This is a genomic window from Pseudomonas sp. LB3P14, assembly GCF_054898045.1.
In genome coordinates this window covers 6,267,853-6,281,907 of sequence record NZ_CM142714.1, presented here as the reverse complement: position 1 = coordinate 6,281,907, position 14,055 = coordinate 6,267,853, and the positions used below count along the sequence as shown (strand labels likewise).

Below are 14,055 nucleotides of genomic sequence, written 5' to 3'. Positions count from 1 at the left end.
CAGTACACTCGGACGGTCTCGCCCGCTACAACGCCCCTGGGCCGCGGGACACCAGTTGATGACCCCTGTTGATTACCCAGAGCCCCGCCTCATGCCCTTGCTCGAAACACCCTTCGCCCGACTCGACCTGATCCGCCAGCCCGACCAGCAGAACGAACCGCTGCAGGCGTTTGATGCCGCAGACGAATACCTGCTCAATCATCTGGCTGACCAACAACCCTCGGCCGACACTCGGGTTTTGGTGCTCAACGACAGTTTTGGCGCATTGGCCGCCAGCCTGGCGGGCAAGGTTCAAGTGACCAGCAGCGGCGACTCGTTCCTGGCCTTTCAGGGGCTGGAAAAGAATCTGATCCGTAACGGCCAGGCGTTTGATGCGGTGCCGAGCGTACCTGCCAGCGAAGCCTTTTCCGGCCCCTTTGACCGGGTACTGATCCGGGTCCCGAAAACCCTCGCCTTGCTGGAAGAGCAATTGATTCGCTTGCAGGGGCAACTCGCGCCGGGTGCTCAGGTGATTGCTGCCGCGATGATCAAGCATTTACCCCGAGCCGCGGGCGATCTGCTGGAACGCTACATCGGCCCGGTGCAAGCCTCATTGGCGGTGAAGAAGGCTCGGCTATTGATCGCGAGCGCTGAAGTCAAAGCGCCCGTCGTGTCCCCCTACCCGACCCGTTATCGACTCGACACACCTGAGATCGAACTGCTCAATCACGCCAATGTGTTCTGCCGCGAAGGGCTGGATATCGGCACGCGAGCGTTTTTGCCGCACCTGCCAAAGAACCTCGGCTCGGCGCGGGTCGCCGACCTCGGTTGCGGTAACGGGGTTTTGGCCATCGCCAGCGCTTTGCAAAACCCTGAGGCCCATTACACGATGGTGGACGAGTCGTTCATGGCGGTGCAATCGGCGGCCGAAAACTGGCGCGCGGCGCTGGGTGACCGGGAAGTGGTTGTTCGTGCCGACGATGGTTTGGCGGGTCAGGAACCTCAGTCTCTGGACGTCGTGTTGTGCAACCCACCGTTTCACCAGCAACAAGTCGTCGGCGACTTCCTGGCCTGGCGCATGTTCCAGCAGGCCCGAGAGGCTCTGGTGGTAGGCGGCGCGCTGTACATCGTCGGCAACCGTCATCTGGGTTATCACAGCAAGCTCGCGCGGTTGTTCCGCGGCGTCGAGCAAGTGGCGGCCACACCCAAGTTCGTGATCCTTAAAGCCCGCAAATGAAGGGTAAAAAAACCCCTCCATCGGGAGTAATACTGTTCACTTAAGGTTGGGGTACATATCCGTTTCTGGGGTCACGGCCGTGACCGCAGCAACGGATATGTACACGACCAAAACCCGGTCGGCTCTCAGGCCACCATCCATTTTCTTAAATGAACAGCATTACTCCATCGGGAGGGTTGTAAATCCGTGCCGCAAGGCAACGGGATGGGGTCAGGTGTCAAAAAATCAGTGGGTCGTCAGGCCCGCGGCATTCATGAACATGCGCATCAGGCTGGCCATGATGAACAGCGCCACAACGCTGCCGGTCCAGATCATCGCCAGCCAGCCGAGTCGCTGCCAGAGCGGTTTTTTCTCTGCTGCTTCGATTTCCTGCAAGGAATGTTTACCCGCCATCATCGCAATCTCCTCTGAAATGGCGCAGGTATCAGCCCTGCGCCGCTGTCGCGTGTTCTAGTGGTAACCATCTTCGTGGGTGACCTTGCCGCGGAACACGTAGTAGCTCCAGAAGGTGTAACCCAGGATGAACGGAATGATGAACAACGTGCCCACCAGCATGAAGCCCTGACTTTGCGGCGGTGCGGCAGCGTCCCAGATCGAAATCGACGGCGGCACGATGTTTGGCCACAGGCTGATACCCAGACCACTGTAGCCGAGGAAGATCAGCACCAGGGTCAGCAGAAATGGCGTGTAGTGCGCATTGCGAGCCACAGCGCGGATCAGACCGTACATGGTCACCAGCACCAGAATCGGTACCGGCAGGAACCAGAACAGGTTCGGCAGGGTGAACCAGCGAGCGGCAATCTCGGCGTGGGTCAGCGGGGTCCAGATGCTGACGATACCGATCACTGCCAGCACCACGAAAGCCAGTGGCCGAGCCAGGTCATGCATCTGCTCCTGCAACTTGCCTTCGGTTTTCATGATCAGCCACGTGCAGCCGAGCAGCGCATAAGCCACTACCAGTGCCACGCCGCAGAACAGGGTGAACGGCGTCAACCAGTCCAGTGACCCCCCGGCAAATTGGCGATTGACCACCGGCAACCCATCAATGAACGCACCCAACGCCACGCCCTGGAAGAAGGTGGCGGCGATTGAGCCCCCGATGAACGCCTTGTCCCAGAGATGGCGCTTGTCGTCCCTGGCCTTGAAGCGGAACTCGAAGGCCACGCCGCGGAAGATCAGCCCGATCAGCATGAAAATCAGCGGCAGGTACAACGCCGAGAGCACCACCGAATACGCCAGCGGGAAGGCACCGAACAACGCTGCACCACCCAGTACCAGCCAGGTTTCGTTACCGTCCCAGACCGGCGCGACGGTGTTCATCATCACGTCACGGTCGGTCTTGCCCTTGATGAACGGGAAGAGAATCCCGATACCCAGGTCGAAGCCGTCCATGACCACGTACATCATGATGCCGAAGATGATGATCACGGCCCAGATCAGCGGAAGATCAATACCCATGATTCAAATCTCCTTGGTCAGGCTGGGGCTGTGGTCGCCGTCACCGTTGTCATCGGCGGCGGACAGCGGACGGGCCGGTGTGCGTTTCTTACCAGGACCGCCCTCGGGCGTTTCCTTGCCTTCGTCGATCTTCGGCCCTTTGCGCACCAGGCGCATCATGTAGCCCAGACCGGCACCGAACAGCGCGAAATAGACCACGACGAACATGATCAACGTGATGCTCATCTGCATGAAGCTGTGATTGGAGGACGCATCTGCCGTGCGCATCAAGCCGTAGACCACCCACGGCTGACGGCCGATTTCAGTGGTAAACCAACCGGCGAGGATCGCGATCAGACCGGACGGGCCCATCCACAACGCCAGGTACAGGAACGGCCGCGAGGTATAGAGCTTGTCGCGTTTGCGCAGCCACAGGCTCCACAAACCGGTGAAAATCATCAGGAAGCCGAGCCCGACCATGATCCGAAACGACCAGAACACGATGGTCGAATTCGGCCGGTCTTCAGGCGGGAATTCCTTGAGCGCCGGTACCTGCTTGTCCAGGGAGTGCGTGAGGATCAGGCTGCCCAGATACGGAATCTCTACAGCGAATTTGGTCTTCTCGGCTTTCATGTCCGGCCAGCCGAAAAGGATCAGCGGAGTCGGTTCGTCACCGACGTTTTCCCAGTGGCCTTCAATCGCGGCGATTTTCGCTGGCTGATGCTCAAGCGTATTCAGCCCGTGGAAGTCACCGATGACGGCCTGAATCGGCGCCACGATCAACGCCATCCACATGGCCATCGAGAGCATGGTCCGGATCGCCGGGTTGTCCTTGCCGCGCAGCAAATGCCAGGCCGCCGAGGAACCGACGAAGAATGCGGTCGCGACGAACGCCGCCGTCGCCATGTGCATCAGGCGGTAGGGGAACGACGGGTTGAAGATCACCGCCAGCCAGTCCACCGGAATGACCTGGCCATTGACGATTTCGTAGCCCTGCGGGGTCTGCATCCAGCTGTTGGAGGCGAGAATCCAGAAGGTCGAAATCAGTGTGCCGATGGCCACCATGACCGTGGCGAAGAAGTGCAGCTTGCGGCCGACCTTGTTCCAGCCGAACAGCATGACGCCGAGGAAACCGGCTTCGAGGAAGAACGCTGTGAGTACTTCGTACGTCAGCAGCGGCCCGGTCACGGAGCCGGCGAAATCCGAGAAGCGGCTCCAGTTAGTGCCGAACTGATAGGCCATGACGAGCCCGGAGACCACGCCCATGCCGAAGTTGACGGCAAAGATCTTCGACCAGAAGTGGTACAGATCGCGGTACGTGTCGTTATGCGTTTTCAGCCACAGGCCTTCGAGCACCGCCAGGTAACTCGCCAGGCCAATGGTGATGGCGGGAAATAGAATGTGAAACGAAATGGTGAACGCGAACTGCATCCGGGCGAGATCAAGAGCCTCCAAACCGAACATAAGTCTTCCTCTGTCAGGTAATACCGGCTGAAGGCTTGTGGCCTACACCCACTGCCCCCACGGATATGGAGTGTGGCGAATTTGAATTCGTTCTTTTTTTACAAACATCACAACGTAGGGAGTCTGGCCAACTGGCCTCCGGATCATTTCCACGAACGGTCTTGATCTGGATCAAGCACCGTTAAAAGAGTAGTCCCATTTTTGACGATGGACGGTGTGGTCTTTTGCCGCGTGACAGGTTGCCTCATACCGTCGCCGGCTGCCCTGCAGCGGCCGAAGGCTGCGTTCGGTTCGGGCCGCGTTCGGACGCAGCAGTCGCAAATCCGACTGGCGCTGGTTACCTGACACACCCAACGCGCCTGATTTCACGACTGCTTCGCAGTCGAACGCAGCCTTCGGCAGCTGCTACAAGGTATAGGACCCCAGATCGGTGTCTAGCTAACGAAATTTCCCGACCCTGCAACTTTTAGTTACAGCTTGGTGATAATCTCGACCCTCCCCTCGCTCAAGACCTGCCCTCAGATGCCCAGCCAAGCGCCCTTGCTGTTACGTCATCACCGCCCATTTATCGCGTTCTGGCTGGCTCGGGTGTTTACCGCCAGCGGTTTTCAGATGCTCACGGTGGCCATTGGCTGGAACCTCTACCAACTGACCGGCAATGTGCTCGATCTGGGCTTGGTCGGTCTGGTGGAGTTCGCCCCGCGAGTGCTGTTCATGCTGCACACCGGGCATGTCGCCGACCGCTATGACCGACGCAAGGTCGCGGCAATCTGTCAGTCCGTGCAGGCGTTGATCGCCCTGTCGCTGGCCATTGGCAGCGCGACCGACCACGTCACCCGGGAGATGATTTTCATCCTCGCGTTCCTGCTCGGTGCCGCGCGCTCCTTCGAGATGCCGACCACTCAGGCCTTGTTGCCGAGCATCGTGCCCAGCGCACTGTTTCCCCGCGCCGTCGCCGCCGCACAATCGGCACAGCAATCAGCAACCATCGTCGCCCCGGCATTGGGTGGTTTGCTTTACGCCTTCGGCAGCGTCTGGGTCTATGGCCCGACCGTAATCCTCTACATCATCGCCTGCTTGCTGATGCTCAACCTGCCTGCACGGCAGACACCGTTGAACAAGGGCAAGGCAACCCTGGATTCGTTGCTGGCGGGCATTCGCTTCATTCGTAGTCGTCCGGACATTCTCGGGGCGATTTCCCTGGATCTGTTTGCCGTCCTGCTCGGTGGTGCGACGGCGTTACTGCCGGTGTTCGCCAAGGACATCCTGCTGACCGGCCCTTGGGGCTTGGGCCTGCTGCGTTCAGCTCCGGCAGTCGGTGCGCTGCTGATGTCGTTGTACCTGGCGAGATTTGCCGTGGAACACAACGTCGGACGGGTCATGTTCACTGCTGTGGGTATATTTGGCGTCGCGACGATCGCGTTCGGCCTGTCGACCTCGTTCTGGTTTTCCCTGGCGGTGTTGGTGGTATTGGGCGCGGCGGACATGATCAGCATGGTGATCCGCGCCTCCTTCGTGCAACTGGAAACCCCGGATGAAATGCGCGGCCGGGTCAGTGCCGTGAACGGCTTGTTCATCGGCGCTTCGAATCAGTTGGGTGAATTCGAATCCGGCTTGACCGCCCATTGGTTCGGTACCGTGCCAGCGGTGGTCATGGGCGGTATCGGCACATTGGTGGTGACTGGGGCGTGGATCAAACTGTTCCCGACCCTGGCCAACCGCGACCGCATGCATGTGCCGGTGGAAGCAGTGAAGGCTTGAAGCAGTTGCCGATCACAAATTTGCCGAGCAGGTGCAATACATAGATAGTGCATCAGGTGTAATGTATCGCCTTACACTTGCCCCATGATCAAATCCTTTCAGCACAAAGGCCTTCGTGGCTTCTATGAAACAGGTTCGACTCGTGGGATCCGCGCAGACCATGCGAAGCGCCTGTCTCGAATGCTTCAGTTCATGGACCGCGCAACGCTACCTGGCGACCTAGACCTTCCGGGATGGCGATTACACCCACTCAGGGGAGAGCTGACCGAATACTGGTCACTGAGCGTTTCGGGGAACTGGCGAGTTATTTTTCGTTTTATCGGTTCAGATATCGAACTGGTCGACTATCTGGACTACCACTGACAGGAGGCAGGACATGCCCATGCACAACCCGCCACACCCTGGCGAAACCCTTTTGATGGATGTATTGCCTGAACTTGGCATCAGCGTCACTGAACTGGCAAGGCACCTGCGATTTGCGCGCCCGCATCTATCGCGAGTACTGCATGGCCACGCGCCGATCAGTCCTGATTTGGCGGTACGCCTGGAGCGGGCTGGAATCGGTAAGGCCAGAATGTGGCTGGGCGTTCAGACCGACTACGATCTCTGGCAAGCGGAGCAGCGTGAGCAACCGGTCATCGAACTCATTGCCGTCCACGCCTGACACTTTCTAAACCACCAACTCCCCCGCCACCGCCGCTCGCGTGGCCTTACCGCAGAGTTGTTCCACCAGCGTCAGGGCGAACTGCAACACCGCCCCTGAACCCTGCGCGGTGATGCAGTTGCCATCGACCACCACCGGCTGATCGACGAAGTTGCACCCCAGCAGTTGATGGCTGGCCGATGGCAGGCAGGTCATGCGCCGCTGACGCAGTACGCCAAAGGCTTGCAGCGCCAGCGCCGGGGCTTCGGCGATACCGGCGAAAAGACGCCCGGCCGCCGCCTGATCCTTGAGCAATTGTTGCAGGGGTTGATGCGCCGCCAGATGTTGCGCCCCCACGGCACCGCCGGGCAGGACGATCAGGTCGAACGGCTGGGCCAGCACGTCCACCAGCATCGCATCGGACGTCACTCGAGTGCCGCGCGCGCAGGTGAGCATGCGCCGCCGCTCGATGCTGGCCACCACCAGTTCAACCTTGGCGCGGCGCAACACATCAATCAGGGTCACTGATTGCAGGTCATCGATGCCCTCGGCGAGGGTAATCAGAGCTCTAAAGGTCATGGGCGCAGTCCACAGGATGATCTTTAAAGCGTAGTCAGCTTTCCTGCCCCTTGTTCGAACCCGCCGTTACTTGATGTAAAGCTGCGTCGACAGCGTATTGCCTGGCGCGTTGATCGACGTGTTGCTGAAGGTGAATGTGCCTTCCTGCTTGCCGGCCAGATCGAAGACATACAAATAGCCGACGGTTTTTCTCCCGACGGTGCACTCGGTCAGGTTGCCATTATCAAAAGCACAGACCGGGGTTCGGGTGCCGTTCACGTCAAAACCATCCAGCCCGACATGTGCCCCACGGCCGTAACCGACTTCCAGCACGTAGATCCTGATGTTCGGTCCGCTGTGATTGCAGCGGGTTTGCTCTTGACCCTGCGCAATGTCTTCGAAGCCACAGCTCGGCGACTCGACCTTGACTACCTTCACCTGACTCAACGGCGGCGCCGCTGCAGCCGAGGCGGTGTGTGCCCCCAGGAACAAGGCGATCGACACTCCGAATACGGCAATCAGACGTTTATTCATGCAATACATAAGTACCCCCAAAACCAGCACGCAGTATGGCGCAGTTGGCTTTAGCGCAAAACATCGACGACGATCGCAGCCATAAGCAGCCATAGCCCCACGCTGCTGGTATGATGCGCGGCTTTTTCCGACCCACAGAAAATACCAGGGCGCCATTAGCGGTCTGTGCTTTGCTGTTGAGGTCGATACATTCACGGCGCCGGGCGCGCCACGGGGAGCAGACATGCTGGAAAGGCTGTTTCAACTCAAGGCACACAACACCAACGTGCGGACCGAGATTCTGGCGGGCGTCACGACCTTTTTGGCCATGGCCTACATTCTGTTCGTCAACCCGAGCATCCTCGGCGAGACCGGCATGGACAAGGGCGCGGTGTTCGTCGCCACGTGCCTGGCAGCCGCCATCGGCTCCACGGTGATGGGCCTGATCGCCAACTACCCGATCGCCCTCGCGCCGGGCATGGGCCTGAACGCCTTCTTTACCTACACCGTGGTCCTGCACATGGGCCATACCTGGCAAGTGGCGCTGGGGGCGGTGTTCATCTCGGCGGTGCTGTTTTTCCTGCTGTCGATCTTCCGAATCCGCGAATGGATCATCAACAGCATCCCGCTGCCGCTGCGCTCGGCGATTGCCGCCGGTATCGGCCTGTTCCTGGCCCTGATCGCCCTGCATAACGCCGGCATCGTGGTGAGCAACCCGGCAACCATGGTCGGCCTCGGCGATTTGAAACAACCGGCCCCGATCCTCGCGACCCTCGGCTTTGCCCTGATCGTGGCACTTGAAGCGCTTAAAGTGCGCGGTGCGGTACTGATCGGCATTCTGGCGGTGACCATCGTTTCGATCGCGATGGGCTTCACCCCGTTTGGCGGCGTGATGTCGATGCCGCCGTCCCTGGCCCCGACGTTCCTGCAACTGGACATCAAAGGTGCCCTGGACATCGGGCTGGTCAGCGTCATTTTCGCCTTCCTATTCGTCGATCTGTTCGACAACTCCGGCACCCTGATCGGCGTCGCCAAGCGCGCCGGCCTGATGGGCAAGGACGGCCATATGCCGAAAATGGGTCGCGCCCTGATCGCAGACAGTACCGCGGCCATGGCCGGTTCGCTGCTGGGCACCTCGACCACCACCAGTTACATCGAATCCGCAGCCGGCGTGAGTGCCGGTGGCCGCACCGGCCTGACCGCCGTTGTCGTGGCGATTCTGTTCCTGTTGGCGCTGTTTTTCTCGCCATTGGCGGCCAGCATTCCAGCCTTTGCTACCGCGCCTGCACTGCTGTTCGTCGCGGTACTGATGACATCCGGCCTGGCCGAAATAGACTGGGACGACATCACCGTCGCCGCACCGGTCGTGGTCACCGCCCTGGCCATGCCGTTCACTTATTCCATCGCCAACGGCATCGCCTTCGGTTTCATCTCCTGGACCGCGATCAAGTTGCTGTCCGGCCGCGCCCGTGAGCTCAACTCGGCGCTGGTGATTCTGTCGATTCTGTTCGTGATCAAGTTGGGTTGGTTCAACGCATGACTTTTGATTCCCAGGCTTACGCCGTTCAGCTCGAAGAAAAGGTCACGCGCCTGCGTGACCTGCTGGCCCCGTTCGGTGCGCCAGAACCTGCAGTGTTCGACTCGCCGCTGCAAAATTTCCGCCTGCGCGCCGAGTTCCGCTTGTGGCGCGAAGCCGGCGAGCGTCACTACGCGATGTTTTCCCAGGAAGATAAACGCACACCGATCCTGATCGAAGCGTTCCCGATCGCCAGCACGCGTATCAATGAGTTGATGCCGCAGCTGAAGGCGGCGTGGCAAGCGAGTGCGGCCCTGAGCCACAAACTGTTTCAGGTGGAGTTCCTGACCACGCTGGCTGGCGATGCGATGATCACGCTGTGCTATCACCGCCCGCTGGATGAGCACTGGCACGCGGCGGCCTCGAAACTGGCCGCCGACCTGAACGTCAGCATCATCGGCCGTTCCAAGGGCAAACGCGAAGTGATCGGTCACGATTACGTGGTCGAGCAGATGGACGTCGGCGGTCGCATCTTCAGCTACCGCCAGCCGGAAGGCGCGTTCACCCAGCCCAACGGCACCGTGAACCAGAAGATGCTCAACTGGGCTTACGACTCACTCGGTGATCGCTCCGACGATTTGCTGGAGCTGTATTGCGGCAACGGCAACTTCACCTTGCCGCTCGCGACGCGCGTGCGCAAAGTGCTGGCCACCGAAATCAGCAAGGCCTCGGTTAACGCAGCGTTGAGCAATCTGAGCGAAAACGCTGTGGATAACGTCACGTTGGTGCGTTTGTCCGCCGAAGAGCTGACCGAAGCCCTGAACGAAGTTCGTCCGTTCCGTCGTCTGCACGGCATCGATCTGAAGAGCTACGAATTCGGTAGTGTCTTCGTCGATCCGCCTCGCGCCGGTATGGACCCGGACACCTGCGAACTGACCCGTCGCTTCGACAACATCCTCTATATTTCCTGCAACCCGGAAACCCTGGCGGCCAACATCACCCAATTGCACGACACCCACCGCATCACCCGATGCGCAATGTTCGACCAGTTTCCGTGGACCCATCACATGGAATCCGGGGTGTTGTTGACTCGCCGGTAATTGCTGCGATCTCATACAAATCAGCCGTCATCACGACGGCTTTTTTGTGGATGTTCAAAGAACGACATCAACCTTGCGCGGACGCCCGCCTCTACGACCGTTAGCCCGCGCGGCCTCAGCCTTGGCAGCGCTGCTCCGGCGACCATTGCGCGAGGCGACTACAGAGGCAGCCATGTCCATCAGCGGTTTGCTCGTCGAAATCATACCGGCGATAGACATCTGCAGATCCTTGCCCTCATGGCACAGGGCGGTCCCTGAAAAACCGATTTTCAGGCTGGCGAAATCTTCGGCCTCGAATCCATCGAATTCCGCGTAGTGCCTCACTGGAAGCAGCACGCCACTACCATCGCCGAAGCTGACTGTCAGACACGGTTCCAGAAACACCACCGCCGTCGCCTGCAAACCGCTGTTGCGTCGCAAGTTGCCCCGCTCGATCGCGTCATCCAGAACCGCATCGGTCACGGGCCGATCTGCCACCATTTTTGCCTTGATTGCTTTCATAGTTCGATCTCCACACCCTCCAATGCCCCGATCAGGGTCAATAGGGTTTTGTTCTCCCGAGGCTCATAACAAGCCGAGTCAATCATGTAGGTGGTACTGGTGATCCGCTTCATCACAACGACTTCACTGGTCTGCCAATCCCATAGCTGATGGTCGAGACAGGCCGTCTGCAATTTGCTCCACCAAATGTCGCGAGCACGCCGTAAATGGGCAGGTTGCCTGAGCGTCTGACGCAAGCCCTCCAGCACCGCCAGTGGTGGCCTGCGCGAGTGCGGGACAACATCCCAAAGCTCGACGCCGTTGTGCCAGAAGCTGAACTTGAATCGTGCACTCCAGGTACCTGCATCTACATGCGCATGAGGCGGACAATGTTCGTCGCGCAACATAATCACCATTGAAAACCCTTTGTAGCTGCATACTTTCATGCTAACCCATCCGTTAGGTTAATGAGCCCGAAAACTCGACATTCCTTGGAAAACCCGACAACTGGCGGTGAGCATTCGATCATCCATCCGCCATTGAGCCTAGCGCTCAGGCCCTCGTCGGGCCGGTGGTTAACGGCGCAAATTGGTAAGCAATCCTTTCACCGCATCCACAAAAAAGCCGTCACGAGGACGGCTTTCCGGTTTTCTACACACTCACCCTGGCTGATTTTTTCGATACTCGGTCGTGGTCATTCCGGCATAACCCCAATTATCCGTGTCGACCTCCTCAATCACGATGTGGGTCAGCTCCGGTGGCTTGCCGAGGACTCGCTGCAAGGTGTCGGTGATTTCGGCGATGACCTGGGCTTTCTGCTCCCGGGTCACGCCGTCACGGGTAATACGTACGCTGACGAAAGGCATGACGTTTCTCCTGTCCGGTGATTAAAAAAGACTGACCACTTGCCGGTGATGAAATCGGCGCTGGTCAAGTAAAGCACCGCTTCGGAGATTTCATCTACAGTGGCGAAATCCAGCACTTCATTTGATCCCCGGTGTAATCAATCATGCAGCGACAATTCGACGATCTTCAACTGGGCAGCATCGAACTGTTTTGTCTGGCCGCCGAGGCTGGCAGCTTTACCGCCGCCGCGCTGGTGGCTGGCGTGACGCCGGCAGCCGTGAGCCGCTCGGTGTCGCGCATGGAAGAGCGCCTGGGCGTGCGGTTGTTCGCCCGCACCACCCGCAGCGTCAAACTGACCGACAGTGGTCGGCGGTACTACGAGGAATGCCGCCAGGCGCTGGCGCAACTGGTCGAGGCCCAGCGCGAAGTCATGGGCCAGCAGCAACAGCCTTCCGGTACCTTGCGCATCAGCATTCCCACCACCTATGCCCATCACCGAATCCTGCCATTGCTACCGGCTTTTCGGGCACGCTTTCCCGCGGTGAAGGTCGAGTCGCACATCAGCAATCGCAATATCGATTTTGTCGGCGAGGGCTATGACATGGCGATCCGCGTGCGGGCGATTCCGGATTCCGGCCTGATCGCCCGGCACCTGGAGGATGCGGCACTGGTGATGATTGCCAGTCCCGATTACCTGAAACGTGCCGGCGTCCCGCACACCCTGGATGACCTTCAGCAGCACGAATGCATTCAGTACGAACTGCCCAGCAGCGGCCGACGCATTGCCTGGTTGTTCAACGACAATGGCGAGCCGCGGGAGATTCTGGCCGAGGGCAACCTCAGTTGTTCCGACGATGTGCTGGGGGGCGTGACCCTGGCAAAACATGGAGCCGGGTTGTTTCAGACGTATCGCTTCATTGTCGAAAACGAACTGGCCGACGGCTCGCTGGTGGAAGTGCTCAAGCCTTATGGCGGGCGCTCGCGGCCGTTCACGCTGCTCTACCCGCAAAGTCGCCATATGCCGCTGCGGTTAAGGGCGTTCATCGATTTTCTGGTTGAGCATCTGCCTCGCTGAAAACCGAAACCGTCCGATCACCGCACACAAAAACCGGAGACATCGCCTCTTCAATTGACCAAATTAACCATCTAGTACAATTTATCTCCACAGGCTGAAACCCTCAGCCAATGCCAAAAATAATAAGTGGAGAGACCCCGATGTCCCCTATCATTCTGGTGCTCAACGGCCCGAATCTGAACCTGCTCGGCACCCGTGAACCGGCGACTTACGGCCACGAAACCCTGGCAGACATCTCGGCCTTGTGCGGACGTGCCGCCGAGGAGTTCGGCCTGGCGGTGGAGTTTCGCCAGACCAACCATGAAGGTGAATTGCTCGACTGGATTCACGCCGCCCGCGGCCGTTGCGCCGGGATCGTCATCAACCCGGCTGCCTGGACCCATACCTCGGTCGCGATCCGCGATGCGTTGGTCGCCAGCGAATTGCCGGTGATCGAAGTCCACCTGTCCAACGTTCATGCCCGCGAGCCATTCCGCCATCACTCCTTTGTCTCCGCCATCGCCACGGCGGTGATGGCCGGTTTCGGCAGCCATGGCTATCGCCTGGCGCTGGAGCATTTCAGCCAACGTTTGAAGGGGTGAAGGCCGTGACTCAGAACAACGCGGTATTGGCCGGACTGATCGGCGCCGGCATCCAGGCTTCTCGCACCCCGGCGCTGCACGAGCATGAAGGCGATGCACAGGGTTTGCGTTACCTCTATCGCCTGATCGATCTGGATCAGTTGAAACTCGACAGCGGCGCCCTGTCCGACCTGTTGATGGCCGCCGAACGCATGAACTTCACCGGCCTGAACATCACCTTCCCGTGCAAGCAGACGATCATCCCGCTGCTCGACGAACTGTCACCGGAAGCCCGAGGCATTGGGGCGGTGAACACGGTCGTGCTGAAAGACGGCAAACGCATCGGCCACAACACCGATTGCCTGGGGTTCGCCGAGGGTTTTCGTCGTGGCTTGAAGGGCGTTGCCCTTGAGCGCGTCGTACAAATGGGTGCCGGTGGCGCCGGCGCGGCAGTGGCCCACGCACTATTGAGCGAAGGCGTACAGCAGCTGAGCATTTTCGATGTGGAGATCAGCCGCGCTCAGTCGCTGGCGAACAACCTCAATCAGCATTTCGGTGCTGGCCGGGCCGTGGCAGGTCATGATTTGCCGAGCACCCTGGCCCAGGCTGATGGTCTGGTGAACACCACCCCCATGGGCATGAAAAAACTGCCGGGCATGCCAGTGCCGGTGGAACTGCTTCGAGGTGAATTGTGGGTGGCGGAGATTGTTTACTTCCCGCTGGAAACCGAACTGCTGCGCAACGCCCGCGCGCTGGGTTGCCGAACGCTGGACGGCGGCAACATGGCAGTGTTTCAGGCGGTGAAGGCGTTTGAATTGTTCAGCGGCGTGGTGCCGGATGCGCAGCGGATGCTCGAGCATTTTCAGAGCATGAATGGCTGAACGGA

General features: G+C 59.5%; 17 protein-coding genes. 9 read left to right on the top strand and 8 right to left on the bottom strand.

Going from position 1 to position 14,055, the window contains the following annotated elements; genetic code table 11:
- Positions 1 to 91: 91 nt before the first annotated feature.
- The gene (locus tag ACYZT5_RS28780) at positions 92 to 1,216 is read left to right on the top strand and encodes a methyltransferase (RefSeq protein WP_462048391.1); all 1,125 of its coding nucleotides are present in this window, start codon (positions 92 to 94) and stop codon (positions 1,214 to 1,216) included.
- Between the two features lie 225 nt (positions 1,217 to 1,441).
- Here the strand turns inward: ACYZT5_RS28780 and ACYZT5_RS28775 are convergent, their stop codons facing one another.
- From ACYZT5_RS28775 to ACYZT5_RS28765, 3 genes are read right to left on the bottom strand one after another with little or no spacing between them, the layout of a single operon-like run.
- Positions 1,442 to 1,609, bottom strand: a complete 168-nt coding sequence (locus ACYZT5_RS28775) for a DUF2474 domain-containing protein (protein ID WP_462052324.1) — start codon at positions 1,607 to 1,609, stop codon at positions 1,442 to 1,444.
- Positions 1,610 to 1,666: 57 nt separating this feature from the next.
- Positions 1,667 to 2,674, bottom strand: coding sequence for a cytochrome d ubiquinol oxidase subunit II (gene cydB, locus ACYZT5_RS28770; protein WP_462048390.1), 1,008 nt, complete (start codon positions 2,672 to 2,674; stop codon positions 1,667 to 1,669).
- Positions 2,675 to 2,677: 3 nt separating this feature from the next.
- Positions 2,678 to 4,117 carry a cytochrome ubiquinol oxidase subunit I gene (locus ACYZT5_RS28765; RefSeq protein ID WP_462048389.1) on the bottom strand — a complete coding sequence of 480 codons (1,440 nt, stop codon included), beginning with the start codon at positions 4,115 to 4,117 and terminating at the stop codon, positions 2,678 to 2,680.
- Between the two features lie 522 nt (positions 4,118 to 4,639).
- Between ACYZT5_RS28765 and ACYZT5_RS28760 the strand changes: the two genes are divergently transcribed.
- From ACYZT5_RS28760 to ACYZT5_RS28750, 3 genes are all read left to right on the top strand, one after another.
- On the top strand, positions 4,640 to 5,878 hold the full coding sequence (locus ACYZT5_RS28760) for an MFS transporter (protein WP_462048388.1): 1,239 nt from the start codon (positions 4,640 to 4,642) through the stop codon (positions 5,876 to 5,878).
- A gap of 84 nt (positions 5,879 to 5,962) precedes the next feature.
- Complete coding sequence (locus ACYZT5_RS28755; protein ID WP_462048387.1) at positions 5,963 to 6,241, top strand: type II toxin-antitoxin system RelE/ParE family toxin; 279 nt, start codon at positions 5,963 to 5,965, stop codon at positions 6,239 to 6,241.
- Positions 6,242 to 6,254: 13 nt separating this feature from the next.
- The gene (locus tag ACYZT5_RS28750; protein WP_462048386.1) at positions 6,255 to 6,542 is read left to right on the top strand and encodes a HigA family addiction module antitoxin; all 288 of its coding nucleotides are present in this window, start codon (positions 6,255 to 6,257) and stop codon (positions 6,540 to 6,542) included.
- A gap of 6 nt (positions 6,543 to 6,548) precedes the next feature.
- On the opposite strand, the gene ACYZT5_RS28745 is transcribed toward ACYZT5_RS28750, so the two are convergent.
- Together ACYZT5_RS28745 and ACYZT5_RS28740 are read right to left on the bottom strand one after the other, a co-directional pair.
- Positions 6,549 to 7,100 (bottom strand): DJ-1 family glyoxalase III, encoded by a 552-nt coding sequence (locus tag ACYZT5_RS28745; protein WP_462048385.1) that lies wholly within the window; start codon positions 7,098 to 7,100, stop codon positions 6,549 to 6,551.
- Between the two features lie 66 nt (positions 7,101 to 7,166).
- Positions 7,167 to 7,622 (bottom strand): DUF4879 domain-containing protein, encoded by a 456-nt coding sequence (locus tag ACYZT5_RS28740; RefSeq protein WP_462048384.1) that lies wholly within the window; start codon positions 7,620 to 7,622, stop codon positions 7,167 to 7,169.
- A 214-nt stretch (positions 7,623 to 7,836) separates the two neighbouring features.
- On the opposite strand from ACYZT5_RS28740, the gene ACYZT5_RS28735 reads away from it, so the two are divergent.
- Both ACYZT5_RS28735 and trmA read left to right on the top strand, forming a co-directional pair.
- Positions 7,837 to 9,132, top strand: a complete 1,296-nt coding sequence (locus tag ACYZT5_RS28735; RefSeq protein ID WP_462048383.1) for an NCS2 family permease — start codon at positions 7,837 to 7,839, stop codon at positions 9,130 to 9,132.
- Positions 9,129 to 10,208 carry a tRNA (uridine(54)-C5)-methyltransferase TrmA gene (trmA, locus tag ACYZT5_RS28730; protein WP_462048382.1) on the top strand — a complete coding sequence of 360 codons (1,080 nt, stop codon included), beginning with the start codon at positions 9,129 to 9,131 and terminating at the stop codon, positions 10,206 to 10,208. The genes ACYZT5_RS28735 and trmA overlap by 4 nt, the downstream gene beginning before the upstream one ends.
- A 54-nt stretch (positions 10,209 to 10,262) precedes the next feature.
- On the opposite strand, the gene ACYZT5_RS28725 is transcribed toward trmA, so the two are convergent.
- From ACYZT5_RS28725 to ACYZT5_RS28715, 3 genes are all read right to left on the bottom strand, one after another.
- Positions 10,263 to 10,709, bottom strand: coding sequence for a DUF2442 domain-containing protein (locus tag ACYZT5_RS28725; protein WP_462048381.1), 447 nt, complete (start codon positions 10,707 to 10,709; stop codon positions 10,263 to 10,265).
- Complete coding sequence (locus tag ACYZT5_RS28720) at positions 10,706 to 11,134, bottom strand: DUF4160 domain-containing protein (protein WP_462048380.1); 429 nt, start codon at positions 11,132 to 11,134, stop codon at positions 10,706 to 10,708. Before ACYZT5_RS28720 ends, ACYZT5_RS28725 begins: the two co-directional genes overlap by 4 nt.
- A 213-nt stretch (positions 11,135 to 11,347) precedes the next feature.
- Entirely contained in the window at positions 11,348 to 11,554 is a 207-nt protein-coding gene (locus ACYZT5_RS28715) for a tautomerase family protein (RefSeq protein WP_462002807.1), read from the bottom strand.
- 143 nt (positions 11,555 to 11,697) lie between these two features.
- On the opposite strand from ACYZT5_RS28715, the gene ACYZT5_RS28710 reads away from it, so the two are divergent.
- The 3 genes from ACYZT5_RS28710 to ACYZT5_RS28700 all read left to right on the top strand — a co-directional run bounded on the left by ACYZT5_RS28710 (position 11,698) and on the right by ACYZT5_RS28700 (position 14,050).
- Positions 11,698 to 12,609 carry a LysR family transcriptional regulator gene (locus ACYZT5_RS28710; RefSeq protein WP_462048379.1) on the top strand — a complete coding sequence of 304 codons (912 nt, stop codon included), beginning with the start codon at positions 11,698 to 11,700 and terminating at the stop codon, positions 12,607 to 12,609.
- 140 nt (positions 12,610 to 12,749) lie between these two features.
- Positions 12,750 to 13,190, top strand: coding sequence for a type II 3-dehydroquinate dehydratase (gene aroQ, locus ACYZT5_RS28705; protein WP_416129059.1), 441 nt, complete (start codon positions 12,750 to 12,752; stop codon positions 13,188 to 13,190).
- Between the two features lie 5 nt (positions 13,191 to 13,195).
- Positions 13,196 to 14,050: a shikimate dehydrogenase gene (locus ACYZT5_RS28700; RefSeq protein WP_462048378.1), complete on the top strand. Its 855-nt coding sequence runs from the start codon at positions 13,196 to 13,198 to the stop codon at positions 14,048 to 14,050.
- The last annotated feature ends 5 nt before the right edge of the window (positions 14,051 to 14,055 follow it).